The organism is Streptomyces sp. NPDC055506 (genome assembly GCF_053643595.1).
This window is the reverse complement of record NZ_JBSHKH010000153.1, coordinates 1-18,168: the sequence shown is the minus strand read 5'-3', so window position 1 is coordinate 18,168 and position 18,168 is coordinate 1. Positions and strand designations below refer to the sequence as shown.

The window sequence follows — 18,168 nt, the reverse complement described above, 5'->3', positions numbered from 1 at the left end:
GCCCTCCACGCGCGCGTGGAGGGCCGTTCCCGTCGTGCGGGCGTCAGCGGCTCAGGGCTTGAGCACCAGGCTCAGGGCTTGAGCACCAGCTTGTCGGTCGCGCTGTTCTCGACCGCCTTGTCCGAGTAGGACCACGGCAACAGTTCGCCCTCGGCCCACTTGTCCGTCTGGTCGACGTAGTGGGCGCTGTAGGCGTGCCCGGACGCGCCGGAGAGGTTGATCCACTTCGACTTGTCGAGATCGCCGAGGTTCACGACCATCCGCATGGACGGCACCCAGACGACGCTGTAGCCGGCGGCGGCGTTCCAGCCGGTCGCGTTGACCGTCGCCTCGCCGCCGCCGAGCTCCCACGGGCCGCGGTTGAGGGCGTACTGGACGAAACCGGGGCCCTCGGTGCCGAGGGTCTGGTTGTCCAGGAACAGGCGGTGCAGCCGGCCCCAGCTCCAGCTGTCGATGTCCTTGCCGAGCTTGGCGGTCAGCTCCCAGCGGGCGTCGATCATGGCCCGCCTGAACAGCTGGTCGCGGTTGGCGGCCGGGGGACGGGTGCCCGCCTCGGGCGTCTTCCACCAGTCGCTGTCGGGCTGCTCCATCAGCTTGCGGACCACCTCGAACCAGCGGTCACCGCCGTCGGGCTGCGCCTGGTCGGGGTCGCGCTGGCCGCACTCGCGGACCTTCTCGGCCTCGTCGGCGGGACCGGTGGTGTTGACCGGATCGACGTACAGGCACTGGCCCCTGGGCCGCAGTTCCTTGGGCAGCTTGTTGCCGAAGGCGAGCTTGAGGATGTTGCGCCAGACCGCGTTGAAGTAGGCCGCGGCGGCCGAGTCGGCGTCCTGGGTGTAGTCCCAGCCCTCGAGGAGCTTCTGCGCCTCGCGGACGTCCTTGTTCTCGGGGTCGATCTTCAGCAGCGTGGGCACCAGCAGCCGGGCGATCTCGCTGCTGTTGTCCAGCTGCATCTGGCGCATGTCGTCCGTGGAGACCTTGCCGCCGTCCTTGATCTTCGACTGGATCAGATCGCTTATGCGCTGGCTGCGCGTGCCGTAGCCCCAGTCCTTGGTCAGCGTGTAGGGGTACTTGTCCGGGTCGATCACGGCCTGGTTGGCGGTGACGATGTAGCCACGCTTCGGGTTGTACTCGTACGGCAGGGCGTCCTGCTCGACGTAGCCGGTCCAGCGGTGCTTGGGGTCCCAGCCGGGCGCGGGGAGCGAGCCGTCGTCGCCCTCCGCGCGCGTGGGGATCCTGCCCGGGAGGGTGTAGCCGATGTTGTCCTGGGTGTCGGCGTAGATCAGGTTCTGCGAGGGCACCTCGAACTGCGCGGCGGCCTTGCGGAAGCCGTTCCAGTCCTTCGCCTTGTCCATGGCGAAGACGGCGTCCATGGTGGTGCCGGGCTGCAGCGCGGTCCAGCGCAGCGCGACGCCGTAGCCGTCGCCTCTGTCGGGTGCGGCGGTGTCGACGCCGGCCTTCTTGCCGACCTTCACCAGCTCTTCGTCACGGTCCGACAGCAGGGGTCCGTTGTTGGTCTCACGGACGACGATCTTCTTGGGCTCGCCGCCGGCGACCTTGATGGTCTCCTCGCGCGTCTCGAACGGCTTGATCTTGCCGTCGTACTGGTAGCCGTTGCCGGTGATCTTCTCCAGGTAGAGGTCCGTGACGTCGACGCCGGAGTTGGTCATGCCCCAGGCGATGTCCTGGTTGTGACCGATTATCACGCCGGGCATGCCCGCGAAGGTGTACCCGCTGACGTCGTACTGGCAGGCGCTGGAGACGCTGCGGCAGTGCAGGCCCATCTGGTACCAGACGGAGGGCAGCGAGGGCGACAGGTGCGGGTCGTTGGCCAGCAGCGGCTTGCCGGTGATCGTGTGCTCCCCGGAGACGACCCAGGAGTTGGAGCCGATGCCGTCGCCGTTCACGCCGACGGCCGGCGGGAGGTCGTCCAGGACCTTGGTGAGGCCGCTGAGCTGGCTCTGGAGGCCTTGCGTGCCCGAGCCGCTCCCGGTGCCGGCAGAGGCGCCGGTGCCCGTGGAGCCGCCGGTGCCCGTGGAGCCGCCGGTGCCGGTGGAACCACCGCTCGTGCCGGACGTGCCACTCGTGCCGCCCTGTTCGAACGTGCCCGTCAGCTCGTTGTACTGGCCCTCCTGGACGATCGCCTTGTTGCGGCCGGACGGATACTCCGGGTACAGGTCGGCGACCTCCTTCGGGCCGAGGCGGCTGGTCAGCAGGGCGCGGTCGATCTCGTCCTGCATGTTGCCGCGCAGGTCCCAGGCCATCGCCTTCAGCCAGGAGACCGAGTCGACCGGGGTCCAGTTCTGCGGCTTGTAGTCGTTGGTGAAGCCGAGCGCCGCGTACTCCAGGGAGATGTCCTTGCCGTCCTTGCCCTGGAGGTAGGAGTTGACCCCCTTGGAGTACGCCTGGAGGTACTTCTTCGTGGAGGCCGACAGCTTGGTGTCGTACTCCTTCTTCGCGACCCGGTCCCAGCCGAGCGTGCGCAGGAACTCGTCGTTGTCGACCTGGCTCTTGCCGAACATCTCCGACAGCCGCCCGGAGGCCATGTGGCGGCGTACGTCCATCTCGTAGAACCGGTCCTGCGCCTGGACGTAGCCCTGCGCCATGAACAGGTCCGCGTCGGACGAGGCATAGATCTGCGGGATGCCGTAGTTGTCCCGTTTGACCTCGACCGGTCCCGAGAGGCCCTTGAGCGTGAGGGTTCCCGTGGTCTGCGGGAAGGAGGCCCGGACGGTGCTGACGGACCAGTACCCGCCGAAGGCCACGCCCCCGATGAGGGCCAGCACCAGGACGATCAGGACCAGTCGGGCTTTGCGCCCCTTTCTCCTGCCGGACTTGCCGGGCTGCTGACCCGTGGAGGCGGTGGTGTTGGGGGGCATCGCTGTCCTTGCTGTCCTAACGCGAGCGGCAGGTTCGGCTGTGCTTTTAACTGAGCGCTGGAGCAACGATAGGCGCAGGGCCTTGCGCCCCTTGACGCGGAGTCGAGAACCGGCACGGACGAACGTTCGATCTCACCCTCGGAAGCGTCAAGAAATCGTCAAGAGTTAGGTAAGGTAACGAAGTAGTTGGCGCGGTGCGCCACAGCTTCATGTGCGATGTACGTGAGCCCACGCGCGCGTGCGTGCGGGCCAGGGAAGGATTCGGCCGCTGACTGTTCACCACCTCAACCAGCTCCTGCTCGTCTGCTCGCTCGTCCTGCTCGTCGCCGTCGCAGCGGTACGGATCTCCTCGCGCAGCGGGCTCCCCAGCCTGCTCGTCTACCTGGGCATAGGCGTCGCCATGGGCCAGGACGGCGTGGGCGACATCCACTTCGACAACGCCGAGCTGACCCAGGTCATCGGATACGCGGCCCTGGTCGTGATCCTGGCCGAGGGCGGTCTGGGCACGAAGTGGAAGGAGATCAAGCCGGCCCTGCCGGCCGCCACGGCACTGGCGCTGGCCGGTGTCGCGGTGAGCGTCGGGGTCACGGCGTCGGCCGCGCACTACCTGATCGGTCTCGAGTGGCGGCAGGCGCTCATCATCGGGGCGGTCGTCTCCTCGACCGACGCGGCGGCCGTCTTCTCCGTGCTGCGCAAACTGCCCCTCCCCGCGCGCGTGACGGGCACGCTGGAGGCCGAGTCCGGCTTCAACGACGCCCCCGTGGTCATCCTCGTGGTCTCCCTGTCCGCGTCGGGCCCGGTCGAGCACTGGTACGTCCTGCTGGGCGTGATCCTGCTGGAGCTGGCCATCGGCGCGGCCATCGGGCTCGCGGTGGGCTGGCTGGGCTCCTGGGGGCTGCGGCATGTGGCACTGCCCGCCTCCGGCCTCTACCCGATCGCCGTCATGGCGATCGCCACGGTGGCGTACGCGGCGGGCGCGCTCGCCCACGGCAGCGGCTTCCTCGCGGTGTACCTCGCCGCGATGGTGATGGGCAACGCGCGGCTGCCGCACTGGCCGGCCACGCGCGGCTTCGCCGACGGACTCGGCTGGATGGCCCAGATCGGCATGTTCGTCCTGCTCGGCCTGCTGGTCACACCGCACGAGCTGGGCGACGACATCGTGCCCGCCCTCGCCATCGGTCTGGTGCTGACCATGGTGGCGCGTCCGCTGAGCGTGGTGTTCTGCCTGACGCCGTTCCGGGTGCCCTGGCGTGAGCAGGCCCTGATGTCCTGGGCGGGACTGCGCGGGGCCGTGCCCATCATTCTGGCGACCATCCCCATGGTGGAGGGCGTCGACGCCAGCCGCCGGATCTTCAACATCGTCTTCGTCCTGGTCGTCGTCTACACCCTGGTCCAGGGCCCGACGCTGCCGTGGCTGGCCCGCAAGCTGCGCCTGGGCGACGGTTCGGAGGCCGCCGACCTCGGCATCGAGTCGGCCCCGCTGGAGCGGCTGCGCGGGCATCTGCTGTCCGTGGCGATCCCCGAGGGGTCGAAGATGCACGGCGTGGAGGTGGCCGAGCTACGGCTGCCGCCCGGTGCCGCCGTGACCCTCGTCGTGCGCGCGAACGAATCGTTCGTTCCGCTTCCCACGACGGTGCTGCAGCGCGGGGACGAGCTGCTCGTCGTGGCCACGGACCCGGTCCGGGACGCCACGGAGAAGCGGCTGCGGTCGGTGGGCCACGGCGGCAAGCTGGCCGGGTGGCTGGGGACGGACGGCGCGAGTCGTTGAGACGGGTCCCTGTACGATGAACGTCTGACCCAAGATCGAACCAACTCTGTCTGACGCAGAGCTGGCGCGACCGTATGGCGGTCGGGACGTCCCTCCTCACCGGGCCCCGGCATCTACCGCAGATCCGCGCAAGAGGACAGCTCTCGGCGCCGCCCGCCTGCCGGGCCGCGCTACCAGGCGGCAGAAAGGCACGGGCCGTGGCATCCACGGTCACCTCGGAGAAGTCGAAGGACTCGAAGAACGCGAAGATCTCGCAGAACTCGACGGCTTCCGCCCGCCCCGGATACGGCCGGCTGCTGCGCACCCGCGGCGCCTGGACGTTCCTGCTCCCCGGCTTCGCGGCACGCCAGCCGTTCGCGATGCTGACGATCTCCATCGTGCTGCTGGTGCAGCACACCACCGGCTCCTACGGAGCGGCGGGCGCCGCCGCGGCCGTCACCGGTGTCTCCATGGCCCTGTTCGCGCCCTACAGCGGCCGCCTCGCCGACCGCTACGGACAGCGTGCCGTGCTGATCCCCGGAGTGCTGCTGCACGCGGTCTCCGGGCTGACGCTGACGGCGCTCGCGCTGCTGGACGCCCCGCTGTGGGCGGTGTTCGTCGCGGCCGTCCCGACCGGCGCCTCGGTGCCACAGGTCGGGCCCATGGTGCGGGCCCGCTGGGGGGTGAAGCTCAAGGACTCGCCCCTGATGACCACCGCGGCGGCCTTCGAGTCCGTCACGGACGAACTGACCTTCGTCGTCGGACCGCTGCTGGCCACCGCCCTGTGCACGGCGATCGACCCGGCCGCCGGGCTGGTCACCGAGGCCTCGCTGACGCTGATCGGCGGTCTGCTGTTCGCCGCCCAGAAGGGCACCCAGCCCTCGGTCGAAGCCGTCGGCCACGCGCGCGTGGAGCACACCTCCGCGCTGCGCGTCCCCGGGGTGCGCGTGCTGATGGTGACCTTCCTGGGCATCGGTGCCGTCTTCGGCGGCATGCAGGTCTCGCTGGCCGCGTTCACCGAGTCGATCGGCGAACCGGGCCTGAACGGCGTCCTCTACGGCGTCTTCGCCGCGGGCAACATGATCTCCGGCCTCGTCTGCGGCGCGATCGCCTGGAAGGCGGCCCCGCAGCGGCGCCTGGTCATCGGCTACACAGCGCTCGCCCTCACCGCGTCGGGCCTGTGGGCCGCCCACTCGGTGCCGGTCCTGGCGGGTCTCGGCCTGCTGGTCGGCATGTGCATCGCGCCCGCCCTGATCACCGGCTACACCCTGGTCGACGGTCTGGTCCCGGCCGGTGCCCGTACCGAGGCCTTCACCTGGCTGACCGGCGCGGTGGCACTCGGCCAGGCGGCCGCCGTCACCGTCGCCGGGCAACTGGAGGACCGTCTCTGGGACGGTGCCGGTTTCCTGGTGCCCATGGGCGGCACGGTGCTCGCCCTGGCGACCCTCCTGGCCCTGCGTTCCCGGCTGTCGGGGCGTGCCCACGGGCGGACGGTCGCACGTGGCGTGGGTCACCGCGTGCCGGTGGCAGTGGACTGAGCGGCTGGAATACGTCACTATGGACCGTCGTTAGCACTCATCGAGTGAGAGTGCCAGGAGGAAGACAGTGCCGACCTACCAGTACCAGTGCACCGAGTGCGGCGAGGGCCTCGAGGCGGTGCAGAAGTTCACCGACGACGCCCTTACCGAGTGCCCGAACTGCCAGGGCCGCCTGAAGAAGGTGTTCTCGGCGGTCGGCATCGTCTTCAAGGGCTCCGGCTTCTACCGGAACGACAGCCGCGGCTCCTCCTCGAGCAGCTCCCCGGCGAAGTCGTCGAGCTCCTCGTCGTCCTCCGACTCCGGCTCGGGCTCCGGCTCGAGCTCTTCCTCCAGCTCGTCTTCGAGCTCCTCGTCGGGCTCGGGCAGCTCCACCAGCAGCAGCACCACCGCCGCGTAAGACCTGATCCCTCCGGGACCCTGCCGCCTTCGGGCGACGGGGTCCTCGGCGTTTGTGCGTGCGGTTAGGGTGCGGACATGGCGAACAAGGCGAACGTGGCGGGCTCGGCGGATGTGGTGGGCTCTGCGGACGTGGCAGGCCCGGCGGACGGGCAGGGCGCCGGGATCGGCGTCATCGGCGGCTCCGGGTTCTACTCCTTCCTCGACGACGTGACCGAGGTGCGGGTCGACACCCCGTACGGCTCGCCCAGCGATTCCCTCTTCCTCGGCGAGGTCGCCGGCCGGCGCGTCGCCTTCCTGCCGAGGCACGGGCGGGGCCACCACCTGCCGCCGCACCGGATCAACTACCGGGCCAATCTGTGGGCGCTGCGGTCGGTCGGCGTGCGCCAGGTGCTCGCCCCGTGCGCCGTGGGCGGTCTGCGTCCCGAGTACGGGCCGGGCACGCTGCTGGTGCCGGACCAACTGGTCGACCGCACGAAGTCCCGCGCGAACACGTACTTCGACGGAGAGCCGCTGCCCGACGGGTCGGTGCCGAACGTGGTGCACGTGTCGCTGGCCGACCCCTACTGCTCCGCCGGGCGGGCCGTCGCGCTGAAGGCGGCACGCGGCCGGGAGTGGGAGCCGGTGGACGGCGGCACGCTGGTCGTGGTCGAGGGGCCGCGCTTCTCGACCCGTGCCGAATCGTTGTGGCACCAGGCGCAGGGCTGGTCGGTGGTGGGGATGACCGGGCACCCCGAGGCGGCGCTCGCCCGTGAGCTGGAGCTCTGCTACACGTCCCTGACCCTGGTCACCGACCTCGACGCGGGTGCCGAGAGCGGGGAGGGCGTCTCGCACGACGAGGTGCTGCGGGTGTTCGCGGCGAACGTGGGGCGGCTGCGGGGGGTGCTGTTCGACGCGGTGGCCGGGTTGCCGGGGGAGGACGAGCGGGACTGTCTGTGTGGCGGGGCGTTGGGTGGGATGGATCCGGGGTTCGTGTTGCCGTGACCGGCAGGCCCCCCTTTCTGAGGGAGGGCGGAACTTGCCGTTCGGGTGAGGGAGTTGTCCACAGCTTGGGGGTAGCTCCACAGGCCTGAGCGGGCGGCGGCGGGAGGCCTCATCGTGGGGAGCGCATCCGGTCCTCGTCCCAGGTGGTGGTTCCCGTGTCCCTCGCTCCGCTCACGTCCTCCCTTTCCGCCGGCTCACCCGTCACCGCGCTCCCGCCCGGCCCCGAGGCGCCCGCGACGCGCGAGGTGCCGCGCTTCGATCCCGTGCGGGTGCGCGGGGGCCGGTACCGGTCGGGCCGGCTCGGGCGGCACCGACGGCGGGCCCTGGCCGTCGGGCTCGCGGTCACCGCGACCGCGCTGGTGGCGGCGGGACCGCGTGACGGTGACGGAGCCCGTGGTCAGCCCCGTGGTCAGTCCCCCGCGCACACGGCCTCGGCGTCCGGGGAGCGGTCCGCGGGGACGCTCGGTGCTGCGGGGACGCGCGGTGGCGCGGGGGCTGTGGCACCCGGTGGGGTGACGGCACCGATCCGGATCGCCGACGCGGCGACGGTACGGCTGCTGCGGCCGGGCGACCGGGTCGACGTCATCGCCGCCGAGGGGACGGCGACGGGCGGTGATGCCCGTGTGGTCGCGCGCGGGGCCAGGGTGACGAAGGTGCCGGAGCCTCTGGAGGGCGCGACCGACGGCGGGGCGCTGGTCGTGCTCTCGGTGCCGCGTGCCACCGCGGCCCGGCTCGCCGGGGCGAGCACCACGTCGCGGTTGGCGGTGACGTTGTGGTGATGCTGTGCACGATCTCGTCAAGGCCCTCGTTCGAGGGACCCAGGTACTCGGTTCGGCCCAAGCGTGACGTAGGTTGCGGAGCGTTTTGTTCCATAAGCTGCTCGTGCGAGGAAAGGCCCCGAGGTGAGCGAGAAGAAGGAACCGAGCCTCTGGGAGGGCTTCAAGGCCTTCCTGATGCGCGGGAACGTCGTCGATCTGGCTGTGGCGGTGGTGATCGGCGCCGCGTTCACGAACATCGTCAACGCCGTGGTCAAGGGGATCATCAACCCGGTCGTCGGGGCCATCGGGACCAAGAACCTCGACCACTACAGCTCCTGCCTGAGCTCGACGTGCAAGGGCGAGGAGGGCATCCAGATCGCCTGGGGCTCCGTCCTCGGCGCCACCTTGAGCTTCGTGATCACGGCCGCGGTCGTCTACTTCCTGATGGTCCTGCCCATGGCCAAGTACCTGGCCCGCCAGGAGGCCCGCCGCAAGGCGAAGGAGGGCACGCAGGAGGTCCTGGAGGTGACCGAGCTGGAGGTGCTGAAGGAGATCCGGGACGCGCTGGTCGCACAGCGCGGTCCGGGGCCCGACCAGCAGGAGCGGTAACGCCACGGGCGGCGCAGAGGGGGTGGGGCGGCCTTGCCCGGAGAGGGTGGGACTGCCTGGCTCAGACGTGGCGGAGCCGGCCGGCTCAGATGTGGTGGGGCGGCTTCTCGTCGAGGAAGCGCTTGAGGTCGGCCGCGCCGCCGCCGGAGTCGGTGCGCTCGCCCCAGCCGCGGTCGGTGTCGTCGGAGGACTGCTGGTCGAGCGGGTCGTCGAAGACCAGCGCGGGCTTCGGCGCGCGCGGTTCGGGATCGGGGGCGCTACTCATGCGTCCAGGGTACGGTCGCGGAGAAAATCCCCGCGCCTTCTGCTGTGCTGGGAATCATGACGTCCAGCCCACCTCCCCCGCCCGGCTCCTCCGGCCCGCCCGGCGACGACCGGGGACCGCTGCGCAGGCTCAGGGCCCGCGGACGCGACGAGGCGCATCGGACGGCCTCGCCGCTGGAGCTCTTCTTCGACCTGTGCTTCGTCGTGGCCGTCGCCCAGGCGGGCATCCAGCTGGTGCACTCCGTCGCCGAGGGGCATGCGGGCGAGGGGATCCTCGACTACGCGATGGTGTTCTTCGCCGTGTGGTGGGCGTGGATGAACTTCTCATGGTTCGCCTCGGCATACGACAACGACGACGTGCTGTACCGGGTCGTCACGCTGGTGCAGATCGCGGGTGTGCTGGTCCTCGCGGCGGGGGTCTCACAGGCGTTCGAGGAGCACGACTACTTCGTTGTCTGGCTGGGTTACGTGATCATGCGGCTGGCCCTGGTGACGCAGTGGCTGCGGGCGGCCCGCACAGCCGAGGGCCCGGAGCGGACGACGGCCCTGCGCTACGCCGGCGGTGTGCTGCTGTGCCAGGTCGGCTGGCTGGGTCTGCTGCTCCTGCCCGAGGACGCCCGGCCCTGGTGGTTCCTGGTGATGGCGCTGCTGGAGATGTGCGTGCCGCTCTTCGCGGAGAGGGGGCACCCCACGGCCTGGCATCCCCGCCATATCGCGGAGCGCTACGGGCTGTTCACCATCATCGTGCTCGGGGAGACGATCGCCGCGGCCACGATCGCCGTGAAGTCCGGTATCGACGAGAACGACGCACTGGGCGAGCTCCTCCCCATCGCGTCGGGCGGGCTGCTGATCATCTTCGCCGCGTGGTGGATCTACTTCGTGGTGCCCATCCACGGCCATCTGCGGTCCAACCGGCAGGCGTTCCTGTGGGGCTACGGCCACTATGTGGTCTTCGCCTCGGCGGCCGCGATCGGGGCCGGACTGGAGGTGGCGGTGGAGCAGACGGTCGGCAAGGCGCACATCTCGACGCTGGCGGCGTCGGCCGCCGTGACCCTGCCGACGGCCCTGTATCTGCTCACCGTCTGGGCCCTGCACTCGCGTCACTTCAAGGCGGGCATCACCCAGCAGCTGGTGCTGCCGACGACGGCACTGCTGGTGATCTGCTGCACCTTCCTGGGTGACTGGGCGGTGCTCACGGCGGGCGTGGTCTGCGCGCTGTCGGTGGTGGCGGGAGAGACGCTGGCCGCGCGCCCGGCGAGAGCCCAGGTGCCTTCGAGCCGGACGGCCTGACGGCACCGACCGGCCCGGTGCGCCCGGTACGCCCGGCGCGCCCAGTACGCCCGCGACACCCGTGAGGGCCGCGACCGCCACGACGGCCCATGACGGCCGACGACTGGACAACACTGGGCGCCATGACAGTTGACGCTCTGGTGGACGCTCTGACGGATGTCTCCGGCCTGCGCGTGGGGCATGCGACCCGCGCCGGCGACGGCTGGCTCACCGGCACCACGGTCGTGCTCGCCCCGGAGGGCGGGGCCGTGGCCGCCGTGGACGTGCGGGGCGGTGGCCCCGGGACCAAGGAGACGGACGCGCTCGACCCGCGCAACGTGGTGCGGAAGGTCGAGGCGATCGTGCTGACCGGCGGCAGCGCCTACGGGCTGGACGCCGCCTCGGGGGTGATGGCCTGGCTGGAGGAGAGGGGGCGCGGGATCCGGGTCGGGGCGGACCCGGCGCATGTGGTGCCGGTGGTGCCCGCCGCCTGTGTCTTCGATCTGGGGCGGGGCGGCGATTTCCGGGCCCGGCCGGACGCGGCCACCGGACGGGCCGCGGTCGAGGCGGCCGCGGCGAGCGAGCTCGGCGCGCGGGTGGCCCAGGGCTGTGTGGGCGCCGGCACGGGGGCGGTGACCGGGGTGGTGAAGGGAGGTATCGGCAGCGCGAGCACGGTGCTCGGCTCGGGTGTCACGGTGGCCGCGCTGGTGGTGGCCAACGCGGCGGGTTCGACGGTCGATCCGGAAACGGGGGTGCTGTACGGGGAGTTGTTCCAGGGGCGGGTGGAGTACCCGGAGGCGGAGGTCCACGCGGCCGCGCGGCGGCGCCTCGCCGAGACGGCCGCGAGGAGCGCGCCTCCGCCGCTCAACACCACGCTCGCGGTGGTAGCCACGGACGCGGAGCTGTCGAAGCCCCAGGCACAGAAGCTGGCCGGCACGGCTCACGACGGCATCGCCCGCGCGGTGCGGCCCGTGCACCTCCTCAACGACGGGGACACGGTGTTCGCGCTGGCGACGGGAGACCGTGCCCTGGACGCCGCGAACCCGCTCGCCCTCAACGAGGTCCTCGCGGCCGGCGCCGATGTGGTGACCCGCGCGATCGTGCGGGCGGTGCGCGCCGCCGAGCCGGTCGACGGTCCTGGCGGGGCGTGGCCGTCGTACGGGGAGTTGTACGCGGGCCAGTGAGCGGGCGGGCTCCCACAGCGGCCCCACAGCGATGCCGGACATTGTCGCGGCCATGTAACGGTGATGTCGTTCCTGGCGGTCGGACGCAACCCGAACGGCTGCCCGGTCCCTCTTCCTTCACGTACTGGAGCGGATCACTCACATCACACGAACTGGGAGCAGCCCGTGACAACGCCGGACATTGCTGCGCGGCGCACACTGGGGGCCTGTGCCGCCCTGATGGTCGGCGCCCTGACGCTCACCGCCTGCGGTGGCAGCGCCACCGCCGATGACGACGCCAAGGGCGGCAAGGGCACGGGCAACACGTCCGTCGCGAAGATCGCCATCTCGGCGAAGGACGGTTCGACGGGCGCGTCCATCAACGCGACCGGCGTGAAGGTCAGCGACGGCAAGCTGACCGACGTGAAGATGACGGTGGCGGGCGACGGTCAGGCCGTGCCGGGCTCCATCTCCTCCGACGGCAAGGCGTGGAAGCCGAAGGAGCAGCTGGAGCGCGGCACGAAGTACCAGATATCGGCGACCGCGAAGGACACGGACGGCCGGACGGCCGCGGCCAACTCGATCTTCACGACGGTGTCGTCGTCGAACAGCTTCATCGGGACGTACACGCCGGACAACGGCACCACGGTCGGTGCGGGCATGCCGGTGTCGTTCACCTTCGACAAGGCCATCACCGAGCGGAAGGCCGTGCAGTCGCGCATCACGGTCACCTCCAGCAGCGGGCAGAAGGTGGTCGGGCACTGGTTCAACGGGCAGCGGCTCGACTTCCGGCCCGAGGAGTACTGGAAGGCCGGCTCCAAGGTGACGATGAAGATCGACCTGGACGGGGTCGAGGGCGCGAAGGGCGTCTACGGCGTGCAGAAGAAGACGGTCACCTTCACCGTCGGGCGCTCGCAGGTCTCCACGGTCGACGTCAACACGCAGACCATGACGGTCGTCCGGGACGGCAAGACCATCAAGACGATCCCGATCTCGGCGGGCAGCCCGGAGCACACCACGTACAACGGGCAGATGGTGATCTCGGAGAAGTTCACGCAGACCCGGATGAACAGCCGGACGGTCGGCCTCGGCGGTGAGTACGACATCCCGGACGTGCCGCACGCGATGCGTCTGACGACGTCCGGCACGTTCATCCACGGCAACTACTGGTACAACAAGGGCAATCCGCCCTTCGGACGCCAGGGCACCAGCCACGGCTGCGTCGGCCTCGCGGACGTCCAGGGCGCCGGGGGCAGCACGCCCGCCAAGTGGTTCTACGACAACTCGCTCATCGGCGACGTGGTGATCGTGAAGAACTCCCCCGACAAGACGGTGTCGCCGGACAACGGGCTCAACGGCTGGAACATGGCATGGAGCCAGTGGGTCGCGGGCAGCGCGTCGTGAGCGACTGAACATCCGCCCCAACTGGGATTTTTGACGGACCGGCCGGGCCGCGCGGGAACTTTTCGCGCGGCCCGCGCGTTTTCCCGGACGTACGTTTTCTCGGTTCCCGGACATGATGTCCGACCGAGGGGCTACGGTATGCACCCACAAGGTGACATGCAGCAACGCCGGGAGAAACCTTGAGCGTTCCGTACGAGACGGCAGCGTACGAACCCCACGACTCGCCCGAGTCTCCGGAGGAGCACCTCGCGCGACTCCTCGGCCGCGCCCTGAACTCCTTCGAGCTACCGGACGAGACGATAAGGCGGCTGGACTGCGCCCTGGCCCACGACGGTTCGCTGCACTCCGCGCACCACAGCGCGGGCCTGCACCGGGAGACGTACCGGCACACGTGGCTGCTCGCCGACGGTTCGGCGCTCACCCTGTGGGAGCTCGTCCACAACACGGCACTGGGCAGCGAACCGCAGCACGAGGTCTACGTGGACGAGGAGGAGCTGCGGGCCGCGACCGCGCGTCTGCCGCTGCCGCCGGACACGCCCGACTTCGAGCTGCCGGTGACGGTGCAGCTGTCGCCGGTCCCCGCGCCCCGGCACGCCTATGCCGCCGACGACTCGGCGGACCACGCGCGCCGTTTACTGCGCCGGGCGGAGAACACGGACCGGCCGGGAGCGGACACGGCGGCCCTGCTGGCGACGGCGTCCGGCCATCAGATCACCCAGGCCTTCGGCCGCCCCTGCCGCGCCGGGCGGGCGGGGCTGGGCTTCTCGCTCTACGAGCACGCGTTCCTGCTACGGGACGGCGCGGAGCTCTCCCTGTGGGAGGTCGAGCACACGGCGACGCCGGACGGGCGGCACATGTGCGAGGTGTACGGCAGTGAGGACGCGGCGCGCGATGCGATGGAGCGGCGGGCGGCGCAGCTTTCGTAGGGCGCGGTCTGCCTAGACGCCCCGGTCTCCGCCCAACTGGCGCACCAGCTCGGTGAAGGCGTCTCTCTCCTCCGTGGTGAGCTCCACGGACTCCGACCGGGGGCCTGTCTGCCGCTGTTGCGGGAGAGCGGGGAGGGAGTGGCCTTCGGGCCACCCGGAGAGGTGCTCAGGCATGCGCTCCAGTAGACACCACGGCCCGGGACTTCGGTCCCGGGCCGTGATTTTCGTGATCTATCTCGCAGGTGGCATGAACGGTTCACATGCCCCGAAAGGGACGGACCTCGACGGGTGTCACGCCGCCACCGGCTGCTTGCTCTCCGCCGCCGGGGCCGCGGTGCCCTCGCCGGCTGCCGCGGCGGCTCCCGGGGCCTGCTTGCGCATGCCCTTCAGGACGATCACCAGGGCCGTCGTGACGCAGACGCCCGCGGCGATGGCGACCAGGTAGAGGAACGGGTTGCCGATCAGCGGGACCACGAAGATGCCGCCGTGCGGGGCGCGCAGGGTGGCGCCGAAGGCCATCGACAGGGCGCCGGTGATCGCGCCGCCCGCCATGGAGGCCGGGATGACGCGCAGCGGGTCGGCCGCGGCGAAGGGGATCGCGCCCTCGGAGATGAAGGAGGCGCCGAGGACCCAGGCGGCCTTGCCGTTCTCGCGCTCGGTGGCGTTGAAGAGCTTGCCGCGCACGGTCGTGGCCAGGGCCATCGCCAGCGGGGGCACCATGCCGGCCGCCATGACCGCCGCCATGATCTTCATCGCGGAGTCGCTGGGGTCGGACACCGCGATACCGGCCGTGGCGAAGGTGTAGGCGACCTTGTTGACGGGGCCGCCGAGGTCGAAGCACATCATCAGGCCGAGGAGGGTGCCGAGCAGGACGGCGTTGGCGCCGGACAGACCGTTCAGCCAGTCGGTCATGCCCTTCTGCGCCTCGGCGATGGGCTTGCCGATGACGACGAACATCAGGAACCCGACGATCGCCGAGGAGATCAGCGGGATCACCACCACCGGCATGATGCCGCGCAGCGCCTGCGGGATGTTCACCTTCTGGATCGCGATCACCACGCCACCGGCGATCAGACCGGCCGCCAGGCCGCCGAGGAAACCGGCGTTGATGGTCAGGGCGATCGAGCCGCCGACGAAGCCGGGCACCAGCCCTGGCCGGTCGGCCATGCCGTAGGCGATGTAGCCGGCCAGGACCGGGACGAGGAAGCCGAAAGCGACGCCGCCGATCTGGAAGAGCAGGGCCGCCCAGCTGTCGGCCTGCATCCACAGGAAGTGGTCCATCACCGACGGGGCCTTGTTGACCTTGTAGCCGCCGATCGCGAAGCCGAGGGCGATCAGCAGACCGCCCGCCGCGACGAACGGGACCATGTAACTGACGCCGGACATCAGCCACTTGCGCAGCTTGGTGCCGTAGCCCTCTCCGGAGTCGCCGGTGCGCTCGACGGGCGTGGCGCCCGGGGAGCCGGAGGTGACCTCGCCGCGCGCGGCCTTCTCGCGGACCTCGGCGATGAGTTCGGCGGGGCGGTTGATGCCCGCCTTCACACCGACGTCGACGGTCGGCTTGCCGGCGAAGCGGTCCTTCTCCCGTACGGAGACGTCGTGGGCGAAGATCACGCCGTCCGCCGCCGCGATGACCTCCGGGTCGAGGCGGGTGAAACCGGCCGAGCCCTGTGTCTCGACGGTGACCTCGACGCCCGCCTCACGGCCGGCGTTCTCCAGCGACTCCGCCGCCATGTAGGTGTGGGCGATGCCGGTGGGACAGGAGGTGACGGCGACGATGCGGAACGGGCGCTCCTCGGGAGCGCCATCGGCCCCTGAGTCGTCGTCGGTGACCGTGGCGGCGGCGGGAGAGGCCGCTCCCGCCGACGCCACGGTGTCTTCGGAAGCCGTCGGCTCGGACGCCTCGGGCTCGTCGCCCCTGATGAGCGCCGCCGCGGCCGCCGCGTCGCCCACCGAGCGCAGCGCGTCGGTGAACTCCGTGTTCATCAGCTGCCGGGCCAGCGACGACAGGATCGTCAGATGGGCGTCGTCGGCACCGGCCGGCGCGGCGATCAGGAAGATCAGGTCGGCGGGGCCGTCCGTCGCGCCGAAGTCGATGCCGTCGGAGCTGCGCCCGAAGGCGAGCGTCGGCTCGGTGACGTGCTCGCTGCGGCAGTGCGGGATGCCGATGCCGCCGTCGAGGCCGGTCGGCATCTGTGCCTCGCGGGCGGCCACGTCGGCGAGGAAGCCGTCCAGGTCGGTCACCCGGCCCAGGGCCACCATGCGCTCGGCGAGGGCACGCGCCGCCGCTTCCTTGGTGTCCGCGGACAGGTCGAGATCGACCAGGTCCGCCGTGATCATGTCGCTCATCGCGGGCTCCTTAGCACGCGTATCGCCCGGTCAGCGGGGTGGGCGGGGGTGGGGACAGGGGTGCGGTGGGGGGTGGCGGCGGGGAGTAACGGGGAGGTGCGCCGCTCGGGGTCCGGTTCGTGCGGCTCGAGGTACGTCATGACACCGGCTCCTTCAGCACACGGTCCGCCGGGACCTCGGCCGTGACCGTCACCGCCGCCGGGTCCAGGTCGCCCGGCTCCGGCATGACGCTGCCGGGCAGCTGGACGGCCGCCGCGCCATGGGCGACCGCGGAGGCGAGGGCGTCCGGGCCGCTGCCACCGGCGATCAGGAAGCCGGCGAGGGAGGAGTCGCCGGCGCCGACGTTGCTGCGGACGGTGTCCACGCGGGCGCTGCCGAACCAGGCGCCCTCGTCGGACACCAGCAGCTGCCCGTCCGCGCCGAGGCTCGCGAGCACGGCCCGGGCGCCCAGCGCGCGCAGTTCCTCGGCCGCCTTCAGGGCGTCGCCGACGGTGGCGAGGGGGCGGCCGACGGCTCCGGCGAGCTCCTCGGCGTTCGGCTTGACCACGTCGGGCCGCTCCCGCAGCGCCTCCAGCAGCGCGGGCCCCGAGGTGTCCAGGGCTATCCGGGCACCGGCGGCGTGCGTGCGGGCGACCAGCTCGGCGTACCAGGAGGGGGCAAGGCCGCGCGGGAGGCTGCCGCAGCAGGCGATCCAGGCGGCGTCTCCGGACTGCCGCCGTACGGTCTCCAGGAGCAGTTCGCGCTCGGTCTCGGACAGTTCCGGACCCGGTGCGTTGATCTTCGTCAGGACGCCGTCGGCCTCGGCGAGGGCGATGTTGGAGCGGGTGGCCCCGGCGACCGGAACCGGCGCGACCTCGATGCCCTGCGCGTCGAGCAGGTCGGCGACGAGCGCGCCCGGGGCGCCGCCGAGCGGCAGGACCGCGACGGTGCGCTGTCCGGCCGCGGCGACCGCGCGCGAGACGTTCACGCCCTTGCCGCCCGGGTCCATCCGCTCGCCGGTGGCGCGGATGACCTCGCCGCGGTCGAGGGACGGCACCTCGTAGGTGCGGTCCAGTGACGGGTTGGGGGTGACGGTGAGGATCATGCGCGCACTACTTCCGTGCCGCCGCGCTCGATGGCGACGGCGTCTTCGGGGCTCAGCCCGCTGTCGGTGATCAGCAGGTCCACATCGCTCAGGTCGCCGAAGCGGGCGAAGTGCTCCTGGCCGTGCTTGGAGGAGTCGGCGATCAGGACCACCCGGCGGGCGGCGGCCACGGCCGCGCGCTTCACGGCGGCCTCGGCGAGGTCGGGGGTGGTCAGACCGTGTTCGGCGGAGAAGCCGTTGGCGGCCACGAACAGCACGTCGGCGCGGATCTCGCCGTACGCCCTGAGCGCCCAGGCGTCCACGGCGGCGCGCGTACGGTGCCGTACGCGCCCTCCGATGAGGTGGAGCTGGATGCCCGGGTGGTCGGCGAGGCGGGCCGCGATGGGCAGGCTGTGCGTGACGACGGTGAGGGAGGCCTCCAGCGGGAGGGCGGCGGCCATCTTCGCCACCGTCGTACCGGCGTCGAGGATCATCGTGCCCTCGGTCGGCAGTTCCGCGAGGGCCGCCTTGGCGATGCGGTCCTTCTCGTCGGCCGCCGCGGTCTCGCGCTCGGCGAGGTCCGGCTCGAAGTCGAGACGCCCGACCGGGATGGCTCCGCCGTGCACCCGGCGGACCAGACCGGCCCGGTCGAGGGCCTTCAGATCCCGGCGGATCGTCTCCGCCGTCACCTGGAACTCCTCGGCCAGCGACACCACGTCCACCCGGCCGCCGTCCCGCGCGAGCCGGAGGATCTCCTGCTGACGCTCCGGTGCGTACATGCCCGCTCGCCTCCGACCTGCGCCGGCCCACGCCGACCTG

16 protein-coding genes are annotated in these 18,168 nt (G+C 71.2%); 10 read left to right on the top strand and 6 right to left on the bottom strand.

Annotated elements, in window-relative coordinates:
* Positions 1-71: 71 nt before the first annotated feature.
* Positions 72-2,879, bottom strand: coding sequence for a penicillin acylase family protein (locus tag ACWIF2_RS35740; RefSeq protein ID WP_454365196.1), 2,808 nt, complete (start codon positions 2,877-2,879; stop codon positions 72-74).
* 238 nt (positions 2,880-3,117) lie between these two features.
* Between ACWIF2_RS35740 and ACWIF2_RS35735 the strand changes: the two genes are divergently transcribed.
* From ACWIF2_RS35735 to mscL, 6 genes are all read left to right on the top strand, one after another.
* Positions 3,118-4,647, top strand: a complete 1,530-nt coding sequence (locus ACWIF2_RS35735; protein ID WP_454365194.1) for a potassium/proton antiporter — start codon at positions 3,118-3,120, stop codon at positions 4,645-4,647.
* A gap of 197 nt (positions 4,648-4,844) precedes the next feature.
* Positions 4,845-6,164: an MFS transporter gene (locus ACWIF2_RS35730; protein ID WP_454365192.1), complete on the top strand. Its 1,320-nt coding sequence runs from the start codon at positions 4,845-4,847 to the stop codon at positions 6,162-6,164.
* Positions 6,165-6,231: 67 nt separating this feature from the next.
* Positions 6,232-6,561 carry an FmdB family zinc ribbon protein gene (locus tag ACWIF2_RS35725; RefSeq protein ID WP_454365191.1) on the top strand — a complete coding sequence of 110 codons (330 nt, stop codon included), beginning with the start codon at positions 6,232-6,234 and terminating at the stop codon, positions 6,559-6,561.
* 77 nt (positions 6,562-6,638) lie between these two features.
* Positions 6,639-7,544 carry an S-methyl-5'-thioadenosine phosphorylase gene (locus ACWIF2_RS35720; protein ID WP_454365189.1) on the top strand — a complete coding sequence of 302 codons (906 nt, stop codon included), beginning with the start codon at positions 6,639-6,641 and terminating at the stop codon, positions 7,542-7,544.
* Between the two features lie 155 nt (positions 7,545-7,699).
* Complete coding sequence (locus tag ACWIF2_RS35715; RefSeq protein ID WP_454365187.1) at positions 7,700-8,323, top strand: hypothetical protein; 624 nt, start codon at positions 7,700-7,702, stop codon at positions 8,321-8,323.
* Positions 8,324-8,446: 123 nt separating this feature from the next.
* A complete protein-coding gene (mscL, locus tag ACWIF2_RS35710) occupies positions 8,447-8,911 on the top strand; it encodes a large conductance mechanosensitive channel protein MscL (RefSeq protein WP_454365185.1) in 465 nt (154 codons plus the stop codon).
* Between the two features lie 85 nt (positions 8,912-8,996).
* Here the strand turns inward: mscL and ACWIF2_RS35705 are convergent, their stop codons facing one another.
* Positions 8,997-9,176 (bottom strand): hypothetical protein, encoded by a 180-nt coding sequence (locus ACWIF2_RS35705; RefSeq protein ID WP_184598063.1) that lies wholly within the window; start codon positions 9,174-9,176, stop codon positions 8,997-8,999.
* A gap of 56 nt (positions 9,177-9,232) precedes the next feature.
* Between ACWIF2_RS35705 and ACWIF2_RS35700 the strand changes: the two genes are divergently transcribed.
* The 4 genes from ACWIF2_RS35700 to ACWIF2_RS35685 all read left to right on the top strand — a co-directional run bounded on the left by ACWIF2_RS35700 (position 9,233) and on the right by ACWIF2_RS35685 (position 13,937).
* Entirely contained in the window at positions 9,233-10,465 is a 1,233-nt protein-coding gene (locus ACWIF2_RS35700; protein ID WP_454365183.1) for a low temperature requirement protein A, read from the top strand.
* Between the two features lie 122 nt (positions 10,466-10,587).
* Positions 10,588-11,628, top strand: a complete 1,041-nt coding sequence (locus tag ACWIF2_RS35695; protein ID WP_454365181.1) for a P1 family peptidase — start codon at positions 10,588-10,590, stop codon at positions 11,626-11,628.
* A gap of 165 nt (positions 11,629-11,793) precedes the next feature.
* Entirely contained in the window at positions 11,794-13,011 is a 1,218-nt protein-coding gene (locus tag ACWIF2_RS35690) for a L,D-transpeptidase (RefSeq protein ID WP_454365179.1), read from the top strand.
* Positions 13,012-13,190: 179 nt separating this feature from the next.
* Positions 13,191-13,937 (top strand): DUF6227 family protein, encoded by a 747-nt coding sequence (locus ACWIF2_RS35685; protein ID WP_454365177.1) that lies wholly within the window; start codon positions 13,191-13,193, stop codon positions 13,935-13,937.
* A 12-nt stretch (positions 13,938-13,949) separates the two neighbouring features.
* Here the strand turns inward: ACWIF2_RS35685 and ACWIF2_RS35680 are convergent, their stop codons facing one another.
* From ACWIF2_RS35680 to ACWIF2_RS35665, 4 genes are all read right to left on the bottom strand, one after another.
* Positions 13,950-14,111 carry a hypothetical protein gene (locus ACWIF2_RS35680; protein ID WP_399017974.1) on the bottom strand — a complete coding sequence of 54 codons (162 nt, stop codon included), beginning with the start codon at positions 14,109-14,111 and terminating at the stop codon, positions 13,950-13,952.
* A 117-nt stretch (positions 14,112-14,228) separates the two neighbouring features.
* Positions 14,229-16,286: a PTS fructose transporter subunit IIABC gene (locus tag ACWIF2_RS35675; protein ID WP_454365175.1), complete on the bottom strand. Its 2,058-nt coding sequence runs from the start codon at positions 16,284-16,286 to the stop codon at positions 14,229-14,231.
* A 136-nt stretch (positions 16,287-16,422) separates the two neighbouring features.
* Positions 16,423-17,370, bottom strand: coding sequence for a 1-phosphofructokinase (gene pfkB / locus ACWIF2_RS35670; RefSeq protein WP_454365173.1), 948 nt, complete (start codon positions 17,368-17,370; stop codon positions 16,423-16,425).
* Positions 17,367-18,128, bottom strand: a complete 762-nt coding sequence (locus tag ACWIF2_RS35665) for a DeoR/GlpR family DNA-binding transcription regulator (protein WP_382495569.1) — start codon at positions 18,126-18,128, stop codon at positions 17,367-17,369. The genes pfkB and ACWIF2_RS35665 overlap by 4 nt, the downstream gene beginning before the upstream one ends.
* Positions 18,129-18,168 lie beyond the last annotated feature (40 nt).